At 45.8% G+C, this 20888-nt stretch carries 13 protein-coding genes; 5 read left to right on the top strand and 8 right to left on the bottom strand.

Annotated features, from left to right (window positions below; translation table 11 throughout):
* From OCV56_RS01815 to OCV56_RS01805, 3 genes are all read left to right on the top strand, one after another.
* The gene (locus OCV56_RS01815) at positions 1 to 969 is read left to right on the top strand and encodes a TAXI family TRAP transporter solute-binding subunit (RefSeq protein ID WP_017061374.1); all 969 of its coding nucleotides are present in this window, start codon (positions 1 to 3) and stop codon (positions 967 to 969) included.
* Between the two features lie 254 nt (positions 970 to 1223).
* Positions 1224 to 3803 (top strand): TRAP transporter permease, encoded by a 2580-nt coding sequence (locus OCV56_RS01810; RefSeq protein WP_086713460.1) that lies wholly within the window; start codon positions 1224 to 1226, stop codon positions 3801 to 3803.
* A gap of 104 nt (positions 3804 to 3907) precedes the next feature.
* Complete coding sequence (locus OCV56_RS01805; protein WP_004740830.1) at positions 3908 to 4345, top strand: universal stress protein; 438 nt, start codon at positions 3908 to 3910, stop codon at positions 4343 to 4345.
* 84 nt (positions 4346 to 4429) lie between these two features.
* Here OCV56_RS01805 and OCV56_RS01800 read toward each other — a convergent pair whose 3' ends face one another.
* Positions 4430 to 5392, bottom strand: a complete 963-nt coding sequence (locus OCV56_RS01800) for a D-2-hydroxyacid dehydrogenase (protein WP_086713461.1) — start codon at positions 5390 to 5392, stop codon at positions 4430 to 4432.
* Between the two features lie 37 nt (positions 5393 to 5429).
* Entirely contained in the window at positions 5430 to 6164 is a 735-nt protein-coding gene (locus OCV56_RS01795) for a pseudouridine synthase (RefSeq protein ID WP_086713462.1), read from the bottom strand.
* 158 nt (positions 6165 to 6322) lie between these two features.
* Here OCV56_RS01795 and OCV56_RS01790 point away from each other — a divergent pair, with 158 nt between their 5' ends.
* Positions 6323 to 7600 carry an NRAMP family divalent metal transporter gene (locus tag OCV56_RS01790; RefSeq protein ID WP_086713463.1) on the top strand — a complete coding sequence of 426 codons (1278 nt, stop codon included), beginning with the start codon at positions 6323 to 6325 and terminating at the stop codon, positions 7598 to 7600.
* 110 nt (positions 7601 to 7710) lie between these two features.
* On the opposite strand, the gene rapA is transcribed toward OCV56_RS01790, so the two are convergent.
* The gene (rapA, locus tag OCV56_RS01785; protein WP_086713464.1) at positions 7711 to 10620 is read right to left on the bottom strand and encodes an RNA polymerase-associated protein RapA; all 2910 of its coding nucleotides are present in this window, start codon (positions 10618 to 10620) and stop codon (positions 7711 to 7713) included.
* Positions 10621 to 11085: 465 nt separating this feature from the next.
* Between rapA and OCV56_RS01780 the strand changes: the two genes are divergently transcribed.
* Positions 11086 to 12465 (top strand): PhoH family protein, encoded by a 1380-nt coding sequence (locus OCV56_RS01780; protein ID WP_150330783.1) that lies wholly within the window; start codon positions 11086 to 11088, stop codon positions 12463 to 12465.
* A gap of 104 nt (positions 12466 to 12569) precedes the next feature.
* On the opposite strand, the gene tldD is transcribed toward OCV56_RS01780, so the two are convergent.
* From tldD to OCV56_RS01755, 5 genes are all read right to left on the bottom strand, one after another.
* Positions 12570 to 14015, bottom strand: a complete 1446-nt coding sequence (gene tldD, locus OCV56_RS01775; protein WP_052880149.1) for a metalloprotease TldD — start codon at positions 14013 to 14015, stop codon at positions 12570 to 12572.
* A 19-nt stretch (positions 14016 to 14034) separates the two neighbouring features.
* Positions 14035 to 14847, bottom strand: a complete 813-nt coding sequence (locus OCV56_RS01770) for a carbon-nitrogen hydrolase family protein (protein WP_086713466.1) — start codon at positions 14845 to 14847, stop codon at positions 14035 to 14037.
* A gap of 64 nt (positions 14848 to 14911) precedes the next feature.
* Positions 14912 to 18784, bottom strand: a complete 3873-nt coding sequence (locus tag OCV56_RS01765; protein ID WP_086713467.1) for a YhdP family protein — start codon at positions 18782 to 18784, stop codon at positions 14912 to 14914.
* A 10-nt stretch (positions 18785 to 18794) separates the two neighbouring features.
* The gene (gene rng / locus OCV56_RS01760) at positions 18795 to 20264 is read right to left on the bottom strand and encodes a ribonuclease G (protein WP_017061363.1); all 1470 of its coding nucleotides are present in this window, start codon (positions 20262 to 20264) and stop codon (positions 18795 to 18797) included.
* A gap of 20 nt (positions 20265 to 20284) precedes the next feature.
* Positions 20285 to 20887, bottom strand: coding sequence for a Maf family protein (locus tag OCV56_RS01755; RefSeq protein ID WP_086713468.1), 603 nt, complete (start codon positions 20885 to 20887; stop codon positions 20285 to 20287).
* Position 20888 lies beyond the last annotated feature (1 nt).

The raw sequence follows: 20888 nt of genomic DNA, 5'->3' as shown, positions 1-20888 counted from the left end.
ATGGCATTTACCAAACTTATTAAAGTTGGGGCTATTGCAGCTGCTGTAATGGGCGCTGGCGCAGTTAACGCTCAAGAGTTCATCACAATTGGTACTGGTTCAGTAACGGGTGTTTACTACCCAACTGGTGGTGCGATTTGTAAGCTAGTGAACAAAGGCCGCAAAGACCACAACATTCGTTGTTCTGTAGAGTCTACTGGTGGTTCAATCTACAACGTTAACACCATCCGTGCTGGTGAACTAGATTTCGGTGTTGTTCAATCGGACTGGCAATACCACGGCTACAACGGTACAAGTAAGTTCAAAGATCAGGGCGAATACAAGAAACTTCGCGCTATGTTCTCTCTACATACAGAACCGTTCAACATCATCGCTCGTACCGATGCTGGCATCAACAATGTGTCTGACCTAGCTGGTAAGCGTGTAAACATTGGTAACCCAGGTTCTGGTGACCGTGCAACGATGGGTGTTGTAATGGACGCTATGGGCTGGACTAACGACAGCTTCAAGCTTGCTTCTGAACTTAAAGGTTCTGAGCGTTCACAAGCACTTTGTGATAACAAGATTGATGCATTCATCTACATGGTTGGTCACCCGAACGGATCAATCAAAGAAGCAACGACGTCTTGTGATGCAAAACTGGTTTCAGCAACGGGTCCACAGATCGACAAAATCGTAGCTGAAAACCCATACTACGCATACAGCACAGTCCCTGCTGGCATGTACCGTGGTACAGACGCTGACGTAAACAGCTTCGGTGTTGCTGCAACTATGGTAACTACTTCAGACGTTTCTGAAGAAGTTGCATACAACGTTGCTAAGGCAGTATTTGAAAACTTTGACACTTTCAAACGCCTACACCCAGCATTTGCTAACCTGAAGAAAGAAGACATGGTTAAAGCGGGTATCTCTATCCCTCTTCACCCAGGCGCAGCAAAATACTACAAAGAAGTGGGCCTTCTAAAGTAATTCTACTTTAAGCCTACTACACCAATAAGGAGGCTAGCCCTCCTTATTGGCTTTTCACGTTTTATAAAAATAACTTAAGTGGAAAGAACAACCCTTTAAGTTTCTCCAATTTGGAGGACTTACCTTCGTATCAAGCCTAAGACAAAGACGAACAAAGAACGCATTTCCCTATCCATTCACTACACTAGATAGGAAATAAATAACGTTTGTTGTTCGTAAGAAAAGGCAGACCATCAATAATAAGGATAAAGTACATGACGCAGACAACATCACCGTCTCCAGATGTGCAAGAAATGGTGGCACAATCAGATACTGGTGCGCGTAGCCCTCGTGGTATCCAAGGCCGTATTTTATGGTTTGTGCCTCTATGTTGGTCATTGTTCCAACTTTGGTATGCATCTCCGCTGCCGTTCATTTTTAACTTCGCAATTTTAAACGACACTGAAGCTCGAGCAATTCACCTTACGTTTGCTATTTTCCTAGCCTTTACCGCTTATCCAGCCATGAAGAACTCGCCTAGGGATCGCATCCCTGCAGTCGATTGGATACTAGCGCTTGTAGGTAGCTTTTCAGCTTCTTATATCTATATTTTCTATACTGAACTCGCCGGGCGCTCGGGCGCACCAACAACATTCGATATTGTTGCGGCCGTATTCGGTATGGTTTTACTGCTTGAAGCAACACGACGCGCTTTGGGTCCACCTCTTATGGTTGTGGCAGCAGTATTCCTACTTTACACCTTTGGCGGCCCACACATGCCAGACGTTATTGCCCACAAAGGTGCGAGCCTGAACAAGGCAATGTCACACCTGTGGCTAACAACTGAAGGTGTATTCGGTGTTGCTCTTGGCGTATCAACGTCATTCGTATTCTTGTTTGTACTGTTTGGTGCAATGCTAGAGCGTGCCGGAGCTGGTGCTTACTTTATTAAAGTCGCATTCTCACTGCTTGGTCACATGAAAGGCGGTCCTGCGAAAGCTGCCGTTGTAGCATCTGGTTTATCTGGTCTGGTATCAGGTTCATCTATTGCGAACGTAGTAACCACAGGTACCTTTACTATCCCGCTAATGAAGCGTGTTGGTTTCCCGGGAACAAAAGCCGGTGCGGTAGAAGTAGCAGCTTCAACCAACGGTCAGCTAACACCACCTATCATGGGTGCTGCGGCATTCCTGATGGTTGAATATGTGGGCATCTCGTATGTAGAAGTAATCAAAGCGGCGCTACTTCCAGCTCTGATCTCTTATATTGCTCTGATTTACATTGTTCACCTAGAAGCATGTAAAGCAGGTATGACAGGTCTACCTCGTCGTCACACACCAACTATCGTACAAAGCCTACTGTCTTTCACTGGCACCATTTTAGGTCTATGTGTTATCAGTGCCGCGGTTTACTACGGTGTGGGTTGGACGAAAGATGTGTTTGGCGATGCGGCAACACCTATCGTGACTGTGGCGCTATTAATCGCTTACGTTGCTTTGGTTCGCGTATCTGCAAAATACGCAGCTGAAGGTGGCATGGAAATCGATGCGGATCTAAAAGAGGTTCCGGATCCAGGCCCTACGATTAAATCAGGTTTGCACTTCCTACTGCCTATCGTAGTTCTAGTTTGGTGTCTGACTGTTGAACGTTTCTCACCTGGTTTGTCTGCATTCTGGGCAACAGTGTTCATGATCTTCATCTTGATCACACAACGTCCTTTGATGACTCTGATGAACAAATCAGACGATCTCGCAGAGCAAACCAAAGCAGGCTTCGTTGACCTAGCTGAAAGCTTGGTTTCAGGCGCACGTAACATGATCGGTATCGGTGTGGCTACAGCAGCTGCTGGTACTGTTGTAGGCGTGGTAACGCTGACGGGTATCGGTCTTGTAATGACTGACTTCGTTGAGTTTATCTCAGGCGGTAGCATCATCCTTATGCTGCTCTTCACTGCGGTAATCAGCTTGATCCTAGGTATGGGCTTGCCAACCACAGCAAACTACATCGTTGTATCGACACTGATGGCACCAGTAATTGTGACCCTAGGTGCAGCACACGGTCTTATCATCCCACTGATTGCGGTGCACTTATTCGTGTTCTACTTCGGTATTCTTGCGGATGACACACCTCCTGTAGGTCTTGCGGCATTTGCTGCAGCGGCAATTGCGAAATCAGACCCGATCCGCACTGGTATCCAAGGCTTCACCTACGATATCCGTACCGCGATCTTGCCGTTCATGTTCATCTTCAACACTCAGCTACTGCTGATGGGCATTGATTCTTGGTGGCACTTAGCACTAACTATCTTCTCATCTGTAACTGCGGTACTTATCTTCGCAGCTGCAACACAAGGTTGGTGGTTTACTAAGAACAAGTGGTGGGAAACGGTTCTGCTGATTGCATTGACCTTCACTTTCTTCCGCCCTGGCTTCTGGTGGGACATGATTTACCCAGAGAAAGTTCTTTCACCTGGAGTTGAGATTGCTCAAATCACAGAAAAGCTGGATGTGGGACAATCACTTGAACTAAGAGTGGGTGGCGAAAACTTAGAAGGTGACTATTCTGAAAAGACTGTTCGCCTACCGTTTGAAGATTCTGCGACCTCAAGTGAAGATCGTATTGCCTCTATGGGTCTAATGTTGACTGAATCTGAAGGCAAGATGATTGTTGATATGGTTGAGTTCGGTAGCCCTGCAGAAGCGGCTGGTATTGATTTCGATTGGGAAATCAAATCCGTTATCCAAGATGCAGATCGACCAATGAAAGAGTGGGTATTCTTACCAGCTCTGATCATTTTGATTGGTTTAGCGATGAACCAAAGAAGACGTGCTCGTAAGGATGAGATTAGCGCGTAATGGATAAGGCTGAGTAGCACTTAACGCTATTTAGCTTTATTACATGGAAAGGATAATTACAGTGCTAAGTGAGAGCTTGGCACTGATTAAAAAGAGACGAATACATGTATAAACAAATCCTTGTTCCTGTTGATCTTAATGACAAAGGCTTTTCTGATAAGGCAGTCGAACTGGCGGTATGGCACGCAAAACACAGCAATGCTGAAATCCATATTCTGAACGTACTGCCAGGCATTCACATGTCGATGGTGGCATCTTACTTCCCGAAAGATGCAGCGAACCAAATGAAACTGGATGTTAAAAATCAGCTGAAAGAGTTCGCCGACAAACACATCGACGATGAAGTGGTTTACAAGGTTCATGTTGCTGAGGGTAAAACCTACGCGACGATTCTTGATTACGCAGAAAAGCTTGGCGCCGACCTTATCGTGATGCCTAGCCATAAGCGTTCGAAAATCGACAAAGTGGTACTTGGCTCGGTTGCAAGCAAAGTAGTACAGAACTCACCAATCAACGTATTGGTGGTTAAACCGCAAGGTTAAGTCATTTAATCGACACACAATCTAAAAAGGTTGGCCTACACGCCAACCTTTTTTGTTTTTAACTCATGCTACATAGCTTTAGAGTTAGTTCACTATGTTTTGCGGACTACCAGCGATAAAGCCATCAATATTATCCATTAAGATATCAGACAGTTTTTGAATAGAGCTGTCACTACCCCACGCTACATGTGGTGTGAGTAGCAAGTTTGGCAAATGGCTGTTAGCCAACAGTGGATTTGAGTTGTCGGCTGGCTCTTGAGTAAACACATCCATGCCAGCTCCAGCAATGTGATTGTTCTTCAGAGCTTCAACCAAGGCCTGTTCATCTACTAGACCTCCGCGCCCGGCATTAATCAACACCGCGCTCGATTTCATCATTGTGAGCTCTCGCTCTGAAATCAGATTTTGGGTCGCATCAGTCAATGGACAATGTAAGCTGATTGCATCCGCTTGCTTTAAAACAGTTTCAAAAGGCAGATACCCTTCTCGACAAGAGTCCGCCCCTTTTCGCTCGGCAAACATCACCTTCATACCAATTGCTTTAGCTAATATCGCGGTTGCTTGGCCTAAGCTGCCACTGCCCATTAAACCCAATGTACTGCCAGCCACATCTTGAATCGGATGAGTAAAGAAGCAGAATTGCTTGTCCTTTTGCCACTCGCTCGCCTCAATGTCTTTATGATAACCAACAAGGTTTCGTTTAAGAGCGAATAGCATTGCGATAACATGCTCAGGAACCGATTGAGTCGCGTAGCCTTGTACGTTTGTCACAGCAATGTTTTTAGATTCGCAGTATTCCACATCGACATTGTTGACTCCGGTCGCTGAAACCGCGATCAACTTGAGTTTTTTAGCACCAGCGAGATTCGACTCATTGAGCACCACCTTGTTAGTGATCACCACATCAGCTTCTTCAACTCGCTCCGACACTTGCTCAGGACCCGTGAAATCGTACTCCACCCAATCATGCTCAAAGCTCAGAGGTTTTAAATGAATTTGAGATGGGATTGTGGCTCGGTCGAGAAAGACCACTTTCAGCTTCGGCATTGTACTTCCTTGGATAAGTCGAATGGTTAATCTTATTCTAAGCTTTTAGCTTACTGTAGTCTGGAAGATCAGGCGCAATTTCAAAGTGCTGTTCGATTTGTGGTGACGCTTGAGGGTAAAAGTCACAAGGGACAAAGGCTTTGAATAGTTGGTTGTTCGCTGGATGATAGAAACTCAGTTCACACGCATGCAAAGCCAACCTATCACTATATTCAAACGCTTCTGGTGTTGCGTAAAACTCATCGCCCACAATAGGTGCGCCTATTTCCATGCAGTGCACTCTTAATTGGTGAGAACGTCCGGTAATCGGCAGTAACTTCAACAAGGTGGTTTGAGTCTCTTCTTGCTCCACCACATAACGAGTCTGTGATGGTTTACCGTCTTCAAAACACACTTTCTGCCTAGGGCGATTTGGCCAATCACAGATGAGTGGCAGTTCGATCAAACCTTCTTTATGCTCAACCGCTCCCCATACGCGTGCGTAATACAGTTTGTGCGTCAGGCGATATTGGAACTGCTTTTTCAAATGACGCTCTGCCTGCTTATGCTTAGCTAACAGCATCAAACCAGAGGTCGACATATCTAAGCGGTGAACCACCTGAATATCAGCAAACTCCTCGACTAAACGACTCCACATACTGTCGTAATGCTCTGGCAACCGGCCCGGTACTGAAAGTAGACCCGCAGGCTTGTTCACCACAAGAATATCGTCATCTTGATAGACAATATCAATCCACGGTTCACGTGGTGGTGTGTACTGTTCTAACGCCATTGAAGCCTCTTAATTACTGGTAAATAAATAATTTACGGTTGATTTGTTTATTATTAAATACAACTTCCAACATTTTTGTACATAAAAGTTGACGAGCTTACAAAACATGGTATTGATAGAGTAACGGAAAATAAGAAGTCAGCATCAAAGGAAAAATGATGGAAAGTACGGTTAAAACAACCACAGAAAAAACACAAACCTCTGCTCCCCTATCAAGTTTAATCAAGTCTCTTGGCCCAGGTATCATGATGGCTGCTGCGGCAGTTGGTGGCTCTCACTTAGTCGCCTCTACCAAAGCTGGTGCGATTTATGGCTGGCAGCTCGCTGCTCTTATTATCCTGGTTAACGTATTTAAATACCCATTCTTTAGAGCCGGTATACAATATACGCTCGGAACCGGACAAAGCTTGGTTGAGGGTTACTCTAACCTAGGCCGACCTTACCTTGTTATCTTTTCAATACTGAGTGCCATTTCCGCCGTCGTGAACACGGCTGCTTTGTTATTATTCAGTGCAAGTCTACTTAGCTACTTTGTTCCTTTCGATCTAGCGACCATCACGCTTTGTATGATCGTTTTAGCGACCTGTTTGATCATTCTGTTTGCTGGCCATTATCGTGCTCTTGATACGCTATCTAAAGCGATCATGGCGATCCTGACCATCACAACCTTAGCTGCCGTTGCCATTGCTATCGGCTCTCCAGTCGAACCTGACGCAGCTTTTGTTCCACCATCTCCTTGGTCATTAGCCGCTATTGGCTTTATCGTGGTGACCATGGGTTGGATGCCTGCGCCTATCGAAATATCCAGCATCACCTCTATGTGGCTAAAAAGCCAAAAAGAAAAACAAGAAGTGACTGCTCAATCAGCATTGTTCGATTTCAATGTCGGCTACATTGGTACGGCACTGCTTGCTTTAGTATTCGTTGCGTTAGGTGCGCTAGTCCTTCACGGTTCAGGGGTTGAACTGTCTCGCTCTGGTGTTGGGTTTACTCATCAATTAGTAGGGATCTACGCCTCAACGATTGGTGAATGGTCTCGTCCATTAATCGCTCTTATCGCTTTCTTCTGTATCTTTGGCAGTACGATTACGGTTATCGACGGCTACTCACGTGTACTTGCTGAATCACAACGTCTGTTATTCAAAAAAGACTCGAGCCCAAGAATGCTGCAAGGCTGGATCATCATTGTCTCTATCGCGGCATTGGCGATTGTAATGTTCTTCAGTGCTGCATTGATGCCAATGCTGGATTTTGCAATGGTGTTAGCTTTTGCTACGACACCGTTCTTCGCTCTACTTAACTTCATTTTGGTAAACAAAACCAAGCTTCCTGAAGCGCTAGCTATCGGCACCAAGTTAAAATGGTTGTCTGTAGCAGGTCTTGTGTACCTATTTGGCTTCTTAGCGGTATTTGTTTGGTGGAAGTGGTTAATGTAATTCCTCTGAAATTACACTTTCAACATCCCAAACACCTTTCAAACGCTAGATAAAAATAAGGCCTTCATGATGAAGGCCTTATCTATTTGAAGCATTTCGCTATTTCAAAACTAGTTGTGAGAAACCACAATCAAGCGTAATGAATCTAGCTGAACCTGAGCTTTGCTGATGTAGCCTGTTAGTTCATTGATTTGAGCTTCGATTACCTCTAGCTCTTCATCACGAATGTTAGGGTTCACCGCTTTAAGCGCTTGTAGACGCTCTAGCTCACCGTTCAAGTTAGTTTGCATATCTTTCTGAGCTTGCTGACGAACTTCTTCAACCTTCGGCAATACATGCGTCTCACCCGCTTCGATTAGCTTGTGAATTTCACCTTGTACCGAGTTCACTAGCTTACTTGCTAGGTGACGGTTCACCGGGCTTAACTGGCGGTTAAAGCTATCAAACTCAACCTGAGCAGATAGATCGTTACCACGACCATCCATCATCAAACGAATCGGAGTTTTAGGCAGGAACTGGCTGATACCGCTGCGTTTCGGTGCTTGCGCATCCACAAGGTAAACCAACTCAAGCAAGATAGTACCAACTGGCAGCGCTTTATTTTTCAGTAGCGATACCGCTGATGCGCCCACCCCTTCACTCAGTAACAAATCAATACCGCCCTGAATCATTGGGTGCTCCCAGCTAATGAAGTTCATATCTTCACGAGAAAGTGCCGTATCACGGTCGAACGTGATGGTTGCGCCTTCGTACGGTAAGCCAGGGTAGCTTGGAACCATCATATGTTCAGATGGCGTTATAACCAGCGCATTTTCACCCTTGTCGTCTTGGTTCAAACCAATCGTATCGAACAAGCTCAGTGCAAAGGTTACTAGATTAGTATCACCGTCAGTCGACGCGATCTTTTCTGCAATTTCATGCGCTTTATCACCGCCGTTTGAGTGCATCTCGAGCAGGCGATCTCGGCCTTTTTCTAGGTCTGATTTCAGGCTTTGGTTTAACTTAGCAGACTCTTCAATCACTTCATCAAGTTGATCTGTGTTGCCAGAAGCTAGCATCTCAATAAGAACATCTGAGTACTTGTCGTAAACCGTGCGACCTGTTGGACAAGTCTCGGCAAACGCGTTCAGACCTTCATCGAACCAACGCGCAAGAATCGCCTGTGATGTACCTTTCAAGTAAGGAACATGGATGTCGATATCACGCAGCTGACCAATACGATCCAAACGACCGATACGTTGTTCAAGCAAATCTGGGTTGAATGGAAGATCAAACATTACGAGTTGGTTAGCGAACTGGAAGTTACGACCTTCAGAACCGATCTCACTACAGATAAGAACCTGAGCGCCGCCCTCTTCTTGAGCAAAGTAAGCCGCCGCTTTATCACGCTCTAGAATCGACATGCCTTCGTGGAATACGGTTGCACGTACACCTTCACGCTCACGCAGCGCTTGCTCTAATTGCAAAGCCGTACTTGCACGAGAGGCGATCACTAGGATCTTTTCGCTGCGCTTATCTTGGATCTTTTCAATCAACCAGTTAACGCGTGAATCGAATTGCCACCAGCTTGAATCTTCACCTTCAAACTCTTGGAAGATCTCTTCTGGGTACAGCATCTTCATAGCACGAGCTTCGGGAGCCATCTTGCCACCGATCATGCCAGATACGCGCATTGAGGTTGTGTACTGCGTTGGAATGTCCATCGGCAGTAGGTTTACATTACGCTTAGGGAAGCCTTTAATAGCAGCACGTGTGTTTCTGAAAAGAACACGACCTGTACCATGGCGATCCATAAGGTTATCAATCAGTTCTTGACGAGCCAGTGCTTGCTCTTCTTCGCTGCTATCACCTTCAATCACACGGAATAGCGGCTCAACATCTTGTTCAGAAAGCAGTTCAGTAATCTGGTTCTTCGCACTGTTTTCAAGCTTCACACCAGAGAACAGAGCCGTTACTGCATCAGCAACCGGTGCGTATTGGTCTTCTTCTTCAACGAATGCTTCGTAGTCGTAGAAACGATCAGGGTCCAGCAGACGCAGACGTGCAAAGTGACTCTCGCGACCAAGCTGTTCAGGTGTTGCTGTTAGTAGTAGTGCGCCAGAAGTATTTTCAGCTAAGCCTTCAACGACTTGGTATTCACGACTTGGTTTCTCTTGGCTCCACTCAAGGTGGTGAGCTTCATCGACAACCAACAGATCCCACTCACCTTCAAGTGCTTGCTCGTAGCGCTTACGGCTCTTACGTAGGAAATCCAAAGAACACAGAACGTATTGCTGAGTATCAAATGGGTTATCTGATTCTGCAAAGGCTTCAATACAACGCTCTTCGTCAAAGATAGAGAAGTGCAAATTGAAACGGCGCATCATCTCAACTAACCATTGATGCTGTAGAGTTTCAGGCACTACAATCAGAATACGTTCTGCACGACCAGACAACACTTGTTGGTGGATGATCATGCCCGCTTCGATGGTTTTACCTAGGCCAACTTCATCAGCAAGCAAAACACGCGGAGCGTGACGACGACCCACTTCATGAGCGATGTATAACTGATGAGGAATCAAGCCAGCACGCATACCACACAGGCCGCGCATTGGGCTCTTGTGCTGTTGGTATTGATTGCTCAGTGCGCGATAACGCAACACAAAGTTATCCATACGGTCGATTTGACCTGCGTACAGCTTATCTTGTGGCTTGTTAAAGCGGATCTGATTGCTTAAGAAGATTTCACGCAGAGCGACTTCTGTTTCTTGGGTATCTTCGCGAGTACCTAAGTAGGTTAGCAGTCCTTTGTCTTCGATAACTTCTTCGACAGACAGAGACCAACCTTCTTGGCATTCGATGACATCGCCTACATTAAACGTTACTCGGGTTACGGGAGCATCAGTACGTGCATAAACACGGTTTTCTTCTGACGCTGCAAACATTAGTGTCACTGTGCGAGCATCCATTGCTACAACGGTACCTAAACCTAAATCGCTCTCCGTATCGCTTATCCAGCGTTGCCCCAAAGCAAATGTCATGAATCGACTACCTCAATCTTATAGTTGGAATTTGGTCTTTTAACTGCAGTTTCAAACAAGAACGTTCTCGCTCCTGAACTAAAAATATAGCCAAAAATGCCTAGTTTGCAGCCACTTTTTAAGTGCGCTCTCAATAATAAATATCTCGAGAAAATGGTGCAGAAAAAGGTCGCTAATCTTACTCGATGCTGTGATTTAGGTCACGCCTAAAGGAGATGATTTCGTGCTTTTTTTCTGTTTTCGCCAATGCAATCAAACTGTCAAAAACTCATGGTTACTCTATGGATAGCAGATTGCTGCTCTCAAACGAATACGCCATATTCATCTACAACGATATGGTGTTATTCCTCTAGATGAAGTTTAGGTGAGTAGTTGACTATCACCAGAATCAGATACTAATCTTTATATGAGCTTTATCTACGTTCAATGAATGCAAGGCAAGCCGCACGTCGGCAAGGAGATGCTATGGGCGAGACCAACCGGAAGCTATTTGTTTTAGACACCAATATCCTACTTCACGAACCCTTCGCTATATTTTCTTTCCAAGAGCACGATGTCGTTATCCCCATGACAGTGCTAGAAGAACTCGACAGAATCAAAGACAGTAAAAGAGACGTTGCTCGAGATGCGAGAATTGCGATTCGAACCCTCGAAGACTTATTCAGGGAAGCCACACCCGACCAAATATCGGAAGGCATTCCATTTTCTAAAGACATTAACGCCTCTGGCAGTATTTCAATACTCGCAGATTACGAACTTCAAGAAAGTATCAAGGCCTTCGCCGACGACAAAGCTGGCGATAACCGAATCCTCAACGCAGTTCTCTATCTTCAAAATAAACGCGCACCACGCGAAGTGGTTCTCATCACCAAAGACATCAACATGCGCTTACGAGCTAAAGGCGCTGGTGTCCGTTTCGTTGAAGATTACCAAACCGACCAACTGATTGATGATATCCAATACCTCACCAAAGGCTTTCAACAACTTGAGGGCGCATTTTGGGATGGTATCGATAATGTCGAGAGCAGAAGTTTAGGCGGTAAGACCCTGCACACCTTAGCAAGAGCGCCGTTTGAACCAACCTTCCTTAACCAATATGTAATTGACGAAGAGACTGACTTTGCCGCTCGAGTCGAGGAGATTGAACCGGAAAGTATCACGCTGAGAGACCTCAGTCGCGAAAGACTGATGAATCGCAGAGCATGGGACATCACACCCAAGAACGTCTATCAAGGCATGGCGATCGATGCGCTGCTCGATCCCGATATTGACCTGGTAATCCTAACTGGTGCGGCAGGCAGTGGTAAGACACTGTTAGCTATGGCCGCTGCGCTTGAACAAACTATTGAGCGTAAACAGTTCGATAAGATCATCGTAACCCGAAACACGCCTGATATTGGAGAGTCGATCGGTTTCCTCCCTGGTACAGAGGAAGAGAAAATGTTGCCTTGGTTGGCTGCCGTGACCGATACACTTGAAGCACTGCACAAAAATGACCACTGTACCGAAGGGTCGATGAAGTACATCTGTGATAAAGCCAATATCCAGTTCAAGTCGATCAACTTCATGCGTGGCCGTTCCATCCAGAATGCGTTTGTGCTTCTCGATGAGTGTCAAAACCTGACTGCTTCACAAATCAAAACCATCATCACCCGTTGTGGTGAAGGGACCAAGATTGTCTGTTCAGGCAACCTAGCGCAAATCGACTCTTCCTATCTAACCCCTGTTACTTCGGGTTTAACCTACATGGTTGAGCGTTTTAAAAACTTCGAAGGCAGCGCCAATATTCACCTCAATGGCGTGGTACGTAGCCGACTGGCAGAGTTTGCCGAAGAGAACATGTAATCGCTTTTTGCTATAACTAACTCTCCCTCAAAAACAAAAAGCGCCTCACAATGGAGGCGCTTTTCACTTTAAATTTTTAGTCATTGTGCAGAGACTAACCTGCTTTACTCAGTACCACCAACGGTTAGCGAGTCTAGTTTCAATGTTGGTTGACCAACACCTACTGGCACGCTTTGACCAGCCTTACCACACACACCAACACCACGGTCGATGCTTAGGTCGTTACCAACCATAGACACTTGCTGCATCGCTTCGATACCAGAGCCGATCAACGTTGCGCCCTTAACTGGGTGAGTGATCTTACCATTTTCAATCATGTAGGCTTCAGAAGCTGAGAATACAAACTTACCAGAAGTAATATCAACCTGACCGCCGCCGAAGTTTGGTGCGTAGATACCTTTATCTACTGTCGCGATGATCTCTTCTGGTGTGTGTTCACCCGGTAGCATGTATGTGTTAGTCATACGTGGCATTGGAAGGTGCGCGTAAGACTCACGACGACCGTTACCTGTTGGAGCAACCCCCATTAGACGGGCATTCAGCTTGTCTTGCATATAACCTTTTAGGATGCCGTTTTCGATTAGGGTATTGTATTGACCGTTTACACCTTCATCATCGACGTTCAATGAGCCACGAAGATCAGTCAATGTGCCGTCATCGACAATCGTACACAGGCTTGAAGTCACTTGTTCGCCAACTTTGCCAGAGAATACTGATGACTCTTTACGGTTGAAGTCACCTTCTAAACCGTGGCCTACCGCTTCATGCAGTAGAACACCCGGCCAACCAGAACCCAGAACCACAGGCATTGCACCAGCAGGCGCAGCAACCGCTTCAAGGTTAACTAATGCTTGGCGAATCGCTTCATCAGCAAATTGGTAAGCAACTTGAGTGCCTTTGTCATCGCTTAGGAAGAAGTCGTAACCAAAACGACCACCGCCACCAGCACTACCACGCTCACGGCGATCGCCTTTCTGAGCAAGAACACTAATAGATAAACGAACCAACGGACGAATATCGCCAGCGTACGTGCCATCAGTCGCAGCAACCAGCATCTGCTCATGCACACCACTTAAGCTCACTGAAACTTCCGTCACCATAGGCTCTTTAGTACGAATGTAAGCGTCCAATGACTTAAGAAGTTCTGTTTTTTGCTGCTTTTCCCAGCTTGCTAGTGGGTTTACCGCATCATAATAAGTTTGGTTAGCGTTGCGCTTGAAAGCTTGCACCTTGCCGTTTTGACCTTGCTTCGCGATACCACGAGCTGCAATCGCGCTTTGCTTTAATCCATCCAATTGGATTTGGTCAGAGTAAGCAAAACCAGTCTTTTCGCCAGATACTGCACGAACACCCACACCGCAATCAATATTGAAAGAGCCGTCTTTAATGATGCTGTCTTCTAGCACTAAAGATTCGTGCCAGCTTGACTGAAAGTAGATATCAGCATAATCAATTTGGCGGGTAGCAATGCTCGCCAATGTATCTGCGATATTTTGCTCCGTAAGCCCTGTTGGGTTCAGTAGCGCTTCTTCAATTTGATTAATGCTCATAGATGGCTCTTGTTTGTAATTAAAATTGATTGGTAAATCGAGTGTGTTGTGTGATTGGCATATTTTGCCTAATGGATTCACAACTGGATATGTCTATCTCGACCACCATACTTTTAGGATCTTGGTCTAACTGAGCGACCACTCTTCCCCAGGGATCAACCACCATAGAGTGTCCCCATGTTTCTCTTTGGCAAGGATGCTTACCACCTTGCCCTACCGCAACAATCCACGATTGTGTTTCGATTGCCCGGCATCTTAACAATGCTTCCCAATGCGCCTGACCGGTTACTGCAGTAAACGCCGCTGGTACCACTATGATCTGCGCGCCTTGCTTGCGTAACTCTGAATACAAGTGAGGAAAGCGCACATCATAACAAATACTTAAACCTAAGTGACCAAAAGGCGTTTCCGTTGTCACAACTCGCTCACCCGGAGTGAAAATATCAGACTCTCGATAGCACTTGTGGGCATCGGCAACATCCACATCGAACATGTGTAGCTTGTCGTAGTGAGCCACTAAGCAGCCAAAGTCATCGAACACCAAAGTCGTGGTGGTGACACCTTTCGCTGTGCTTATCGGCATACTGCCCACAATGACCCAAATGCGATGAAGCTTAGCTAACTCAGCCAGTTTCTTCTGCAATGGGCCATCATTTAGGGGCTCGGCATACTTGTGGTAATCTGCTTTGCTACCGAATACCAATGCATTCTCTGGGCACACGACCCATTTAGCCCCCAACGCTTTACACTTGGTTATCTCTTGGGCGAGATAATCAAGGTTACAGTCAGGGTCTGGGCCCGAAGTCATTTGAATCAAACCAACACAATCCATGTGCACTGCTTCTCCATTCATTATGATTCAGAAATCACTATTTATCTGTATATTAGGGCTTATTTTACTCAGCCAACTTCCTTAAGTTTTCTGGAAGTTGGAACTCACCAGAGCTACGAGAAAGCTCACTTACCGTTGGTGAATCCAGAGGACCTTTCACCGAGTAATTAACCTGTGTAAAGACCTCAACAACCGGTGAAATAACCGTAGTTACCGCCAACACATACAACGCTGTTTGAGGCGTTACTGCAAACGCTGTCAGTACCGGAATACCCGAAGTGATATCTGGCGTAAAGTTTACTTCTGCATCTACCTGGCGAGTGTTTAGGTTAGCGATGCCTTTGATTTTCATCTCACCCGCGACAGCATCCATGTTCAGGTCATTGGTCAGGAAGATACCATTTTGCATCTTGCCCGTGCCTGTAATGCTGTTAAATGCCATACCTTTATCAAACACATCAGAGAAATCGAGCTGCATCTTACGGATGATCGAATCTAAGCTAAACAAACCAAGTAAGCGAGCAGCCCCGCTCACATCTGAGATAATACCTTTACCGAACTTGGTTTTTACGTCGCCATCCAGAGTATCCATCTTGATCCCCCAAGGTGAACCGTCCCAGTCAAGTTGAGCTTCTAGCTCAAATGGAGCTTTTTGAATTCCCGACGTGATGCCAAAGCGCTCCATTAGCTCACTGTTGTTTTCACCTTCAACGTCAACTTTCAGCGATGAATGACTCTTGTCACCATTCAATTCCCACCAGCCACTGACATCTGCTTTATTGCCGCCGCTACGTACCTGAATTTTCTTCCACGCAATACGGTTTTCTTCTCTAGCAAGTTCAACATCCACTTTGCCAACTTTATAGCCTTGTAGCCAGAAGTCGTTGAGGGTTAGCTTGAGATTCGGCATCACATCATGGATCTTTCTATCCAACTCAGAGATCAACGGTGCTTCTTGCTCTTTGCGTTGCAGCAATGGTTCCTGCTTTGATTTGTCGCTCCATTCTGGAACAAACAGGTGTAAGCGATCCAATGACACAGTCAGATCATAAGGAGGTAGATAATTAATATCCCCTTCTAGCTCTTGGCTCGATACTTCCATTTGCCAAGCTTGTTTATTCTTACGTGCACTAAAATCAACATCATTCCAAGAAATGCCTCCAAGAATCAGCTCCTTACTTTCAAAAGTCACACGACTTGGAGTTGGAATGGTTGGTGTGTTCATTTGGCTTAGAACAGCTGTTGATGGCTGTACCGGCTCCATGATCACCGAAAGCCAATCATCAGCATTAAACTTATCCGTGCGAATCAACGCATGGTGGCCAACCACAGGGCTAATTTTATAGCCGCCTCGACCTAATACTAGGTTGGTCGCGGTTAACTCAGGCACATCACCGGTGATATCAATTTCAGCTTGGTACTTAGTATTCGGCAACTGCAAACGTGCAGTAATCGCCTCTTGGTTACCCGATGCTTGTAACCTTGCAGAGCCACTCTCTAATGACTTCTTCGCCAATGGGTATGGATAGTCACTCGCGAGATATTTTAGGTCAGACTGCAAATCCAATTGGTAAGTAAAGCCGATATCGTTAAGTTGGATATCAATCTGGCTTTGCCACTGAGCATGGCCAGACAAACGGCTTAACCACTGTTCACCAATGTAAGGTTCTAGAGGCTTAACGTCCCAATCGCCCAGCACATCGATATCAACAGCGTAGCCAGGACCGTCATTCTGTCCTTTGAAATCAATAGAGATGCCTTGTTTAAGCAAGTCTGCAGCTAAACCATTCGCTGTCACAACATCATTATCAAACTCGATACGACCCGTGGTGTTTTCTAACACCATTGGTGGCGCTTCAATTTCAACATGGTTACCACTTAGATCAGCGTACCCCCACGCTCTCGCGTCTTTATCAGAGTCGAATGGGATATTGAGCTGGAATTCTGAAGAGACATCACCGCTCACTTGAAGTGCGGTTAACGCTGCGCCTACCGAACCTACCAGTGGCGAAGACGTCATGTAATCACGAACTGCGTTGCCAGATGCCGTTGCTTTAGCTTCTATCTCAATATGGCCGCCTTCCCCTAGGTAAGGAATACGTCCAGTGATTCGGTCGGCAGTCACATCCATCAATTGAGCTGAACGAGAATCCAAATGCATCGCATCATTTTCAAACAACAGATCAAGCTGAAGGTCAGTAATCAATGGCCACGCGGTATCGAAACTGAATTTAGCATCTTCTAAGCCCACCCAAACTTGGAAAATACCATCATGATTGGTGTATGGATACTGAGATAAATCACCATGCCACAGCAGTTTTACGGTATCCGCTTTACCCGCTTGAATTGCAGTTGAAAGGTAATCTGTTAGATCTTGCCCAAGTGCGAGCGTCGGAAGGTAACGCCATGTTTCACCGACATTGTAAGCGTCTGCTTCGCCGTAAAACGATAAGAATGGGCTAGCATCTTTTGGAAAGTCTAGACGGAATGCGCCTAGTACCTGTAAATCTGGCGTTGCTGCCGTGATTTTATCCGACCACAGTTTCCAGCCGTTTTCGTCTTGCTGCCAAACAATATCAACCTGACCTTGCTTGATGTTCAAAGGCGCTTGGAAAACATCACCATAAGGGAACACATCATCAATTACATGAAGGCTGGCTTTCGCTTCTGAAGCCGAACCAAACACACTACCTGATACTTGGCTAAAGCCTGGAACTAACTCCCACTGCTCGATAGCAAGATCAGAAAAACTGGCAGAGTATCGTAAACTGTCGATTTCAGAGCCCATGGAGACTCGGATATCAGAAACAGAACCACCCGGTGCCAATGCGTTGATCATGTTGGTTGATTGTTCAGAGTCAGGCAGCAGCTTAATCAACGGAGTAATGGTCGCAATATCCAACTCGGAAACGTTGAGTTGCCATGGACCTTGGTTCCACCTGAACGCTACGTCGAGTTCAGGCCAAGGTGTGTCATCCGTTCTAAGGTTTAGTGAGTGGCCATTTACTTGCCAACCATCATCAATCGGAGACAACTTAAACACACCGGACTCAAGCATCAGATCATGCTTGCCATCTTCGTTCCACGTCAACTCAGAGGGTAAAACCTCAACATAAGCACTCACTGGCTTGCTATTTCGTAGCGTTAGCCAACTATTCAAGCTCACCGTACCCGTTTCAATGCCGGATTCCGCCTGCATGTAACGAGTCAACCAAGGTTTAACCGAAATGCTATCCGCGCTGACATAAAACTCGCCTGTCACATCGGTTAACGAGCCGCCATCAATAAAGTTAGCGCTCACTGACAAAGAGTTTAGATTGGCATCTTTTATACTCACCACACCTTCCGCAAGGTGATGTTTACCTGAGTTTTGCCACTTCAGAGTGTCGATATCAAGCTGACGTTCTTCATCAGAGATAGCACGATACAAAATGGTAGAATCTTTCGCGGTGACATCGACCAATGTTTTCAGCAGCAGGTTATCAAGCTCCTGCATCACTCGTTTAGATGAACCAGAATCTTTAGGTTCGTCTGTCTCATCTTGCCCAGCAAACAGGTCAATAGAACGGATGTCGAGATACATCTGATTCATGACCAAATCAGCCACAACCGGACGCATTTGAACGAGCGATTGAATCAAGTCGAACTCGACTTCTACACGCTCGACAGAAAAGGTCACATCTTCTGCATTAGGGAGACTGGCTTTTACACCTTGCAGGGCGATAGAGGGGTGAGTGTTACGCCAAAAACCGCCCACGTCTTGAATCGAAAAATCAAAACCGGAATGTTGGTTTACCCAAAGCTCAATTTCAGATTGATACTTATTTAAATTGGGCAAGGCTACACGCAGTGTAGTAACGGCAATGGCTAGCGTTACCAAGAGAGTAACCACTAACCATAAACATGCACGTAGAATCAGAGTAACGCTTGAGCTCACAAAATTTCCATTACATCATAACAACATCAAACTGCTCTTGTATGTACAGAGGCTCAGCCTGGATTTTAACTTGCTTACCAATAAAGACTTCAAGTTCCGCAAGCGCATGAGATTCATCGCCCTCTAACGCCTCGGCCACAGCCGCTGCCGCATAGACCACAAATTTATCGGCGTCGTACGCACGATTCACTCGCGTGATCTCTCGAAGAATTTCATAACAAACGGTTTCAACTGTCTTCACACTGCCACGGCCTTCACAAGCAGGACAGCTCGAACACAGGATATGCTCAATACTTTCACGAGTACGCTTTCGCGTCATCTCAACCAAACCAAGCTGCGTAAAGCCATTAATATTGGTTTTCACACGGTCTTTGTCTAGCGCAGCCTCTAAAGAAGTTAGTACTCGCTTACGGTGCTCCTCAGACAACATATCAATAAAGTCGATAATGATGATGCCGCCTAAATTACGCAAACGCAGCTGGCGAGCAATCGCTTGAGTCGCTTCTACGTTGGTGTTGAAAATCGTCTCTTCTAGATTACGACGACCAACAAACGCGCCAGTGTTGATATCAACAGTGGTCATCGCTTCAGTTTGGTCAATAATCAGATACCCACCAGACTTTAATTCGACTTTACGATCCAATGAACGCTGGATTTCGTTCTCGGTATCGTACATATCAAAGATTGGCTTATCGCCTTCATACAACTCAAGCTTATCTGTAAGCTCAGGAACATATTCAGAGGTAAACTCTTTTAGGTTTTCATATTCTAGACGAGAATCGACCTGGATCTTGCTCAGTTCAGTACCAACAAAATCACGTAAGATACGTTGGCTTAGGCAAAGCTCACCATACAAGCGAGTACGCGCTTTATGCTTACCACGACGCTCTAGTACCTTCAGCCATAATCGCTTCAAGAATGCGGCATCTTGTGCCAGCTCATTCGAGTCTGCACCTTCTGCAGCAGTGCGGATGATGAAGCCACCATGTTCGTCACAGTAACGAGACACGACTTTTTTAAGACGGTTACGTTCAGACTCGCTGTCGATACGTTGAGAAACACCGACATGGCTTGCGCCCGGCATGAATACCAGATAGCGAGACGGTAGAGTGATATCAGTCGTTAAACGGGCACCTTTAGTACCAAGAGGGTCTTTGACCACTTGAACCACAATGTCTTGCCCTTGGCGAACAAGCTCTGAAATGTCACGAACCTGAAATTGCTTCTTTTCATTTTCAGCGACACATTCAGTGTGTGGAACAATATCAGAGGCGTGTAAAAAAGCTGCTTTCTCAAGGCCTATATCCACAAAAGCCGCCTGCATTCCCGGAAGAACACGGCTTACACGTCCTTTATAGATATTTCCTACGATACCGCGTCGAGCATCTCGTTCGACATGGATCTCTTGAAGAGCTCCCCCTTCAATCATGGCCACACGAGTTTCACTCGGGGTCACGTTCAGCAACAATTCAGCACTCATGGTGCACCTCAGATTAGTAATTATAAGAATTCTTGCAGTAGCTGGTCCGTTTCAAATAAAGGTAAGCCGACAACGGCGTAATAACTACCTTCGATTCGGGTGACAAAGCGTCCACCCAAACCTTGGATCCCATAGCTACCGGCTTTATCGCATGGCTCCCCTGTTTGCCAGTATTGTTCTATTTCTTTTTCACTGAGGGGTTTAAACCATACGTCGGTAATAATGATTTCTGTTCTTTGTTTTTCTTCTGAAACCACAGAAACCGCCGTCATCACTTGATGACGTCCATTCGCTAACTGAGTAAGCATACGCTTAGAGTCAGCAAAATCGGAGGGTTTCTCGAGCACTTGACCTTGGCTGACGACTACCGTGTCAGATCCAAGAACTACAGTATCAGAACTAGAAACGACATGCTGCTTTTCAGAAGGGTTATCTTTCAATAAAGACAACGCAGCTAAGGCTTTATCTAAAGATAGTCGCTTAACGTACTCTTCGGCGGTTTCTTGGGCGTGTTTACGCTCTTCAACATCGGTTACAAGGACAGAAAACTCATAACCGAGTTGAGATAGTAATTCTTTGCGGCGCGGTGAACCGGATGCCAAAACTAAATGTTTCTTTTCCATT

Origin of the sequence: Vibrio gigantis (genome assembly GCF_024347515.1) — a bacterium.
GTDB lineage: Bacteria > Pseudomonadota > Gammaproteobacteria > Enterobacterales > Vibrionaceae > Vibrio > Vibrio gigantis.
The sequence above is the reverse complement of the archived record's forward strand: the minus strand, read 5'-3'. Positions and strand labels throughout refer to the sequence as shown.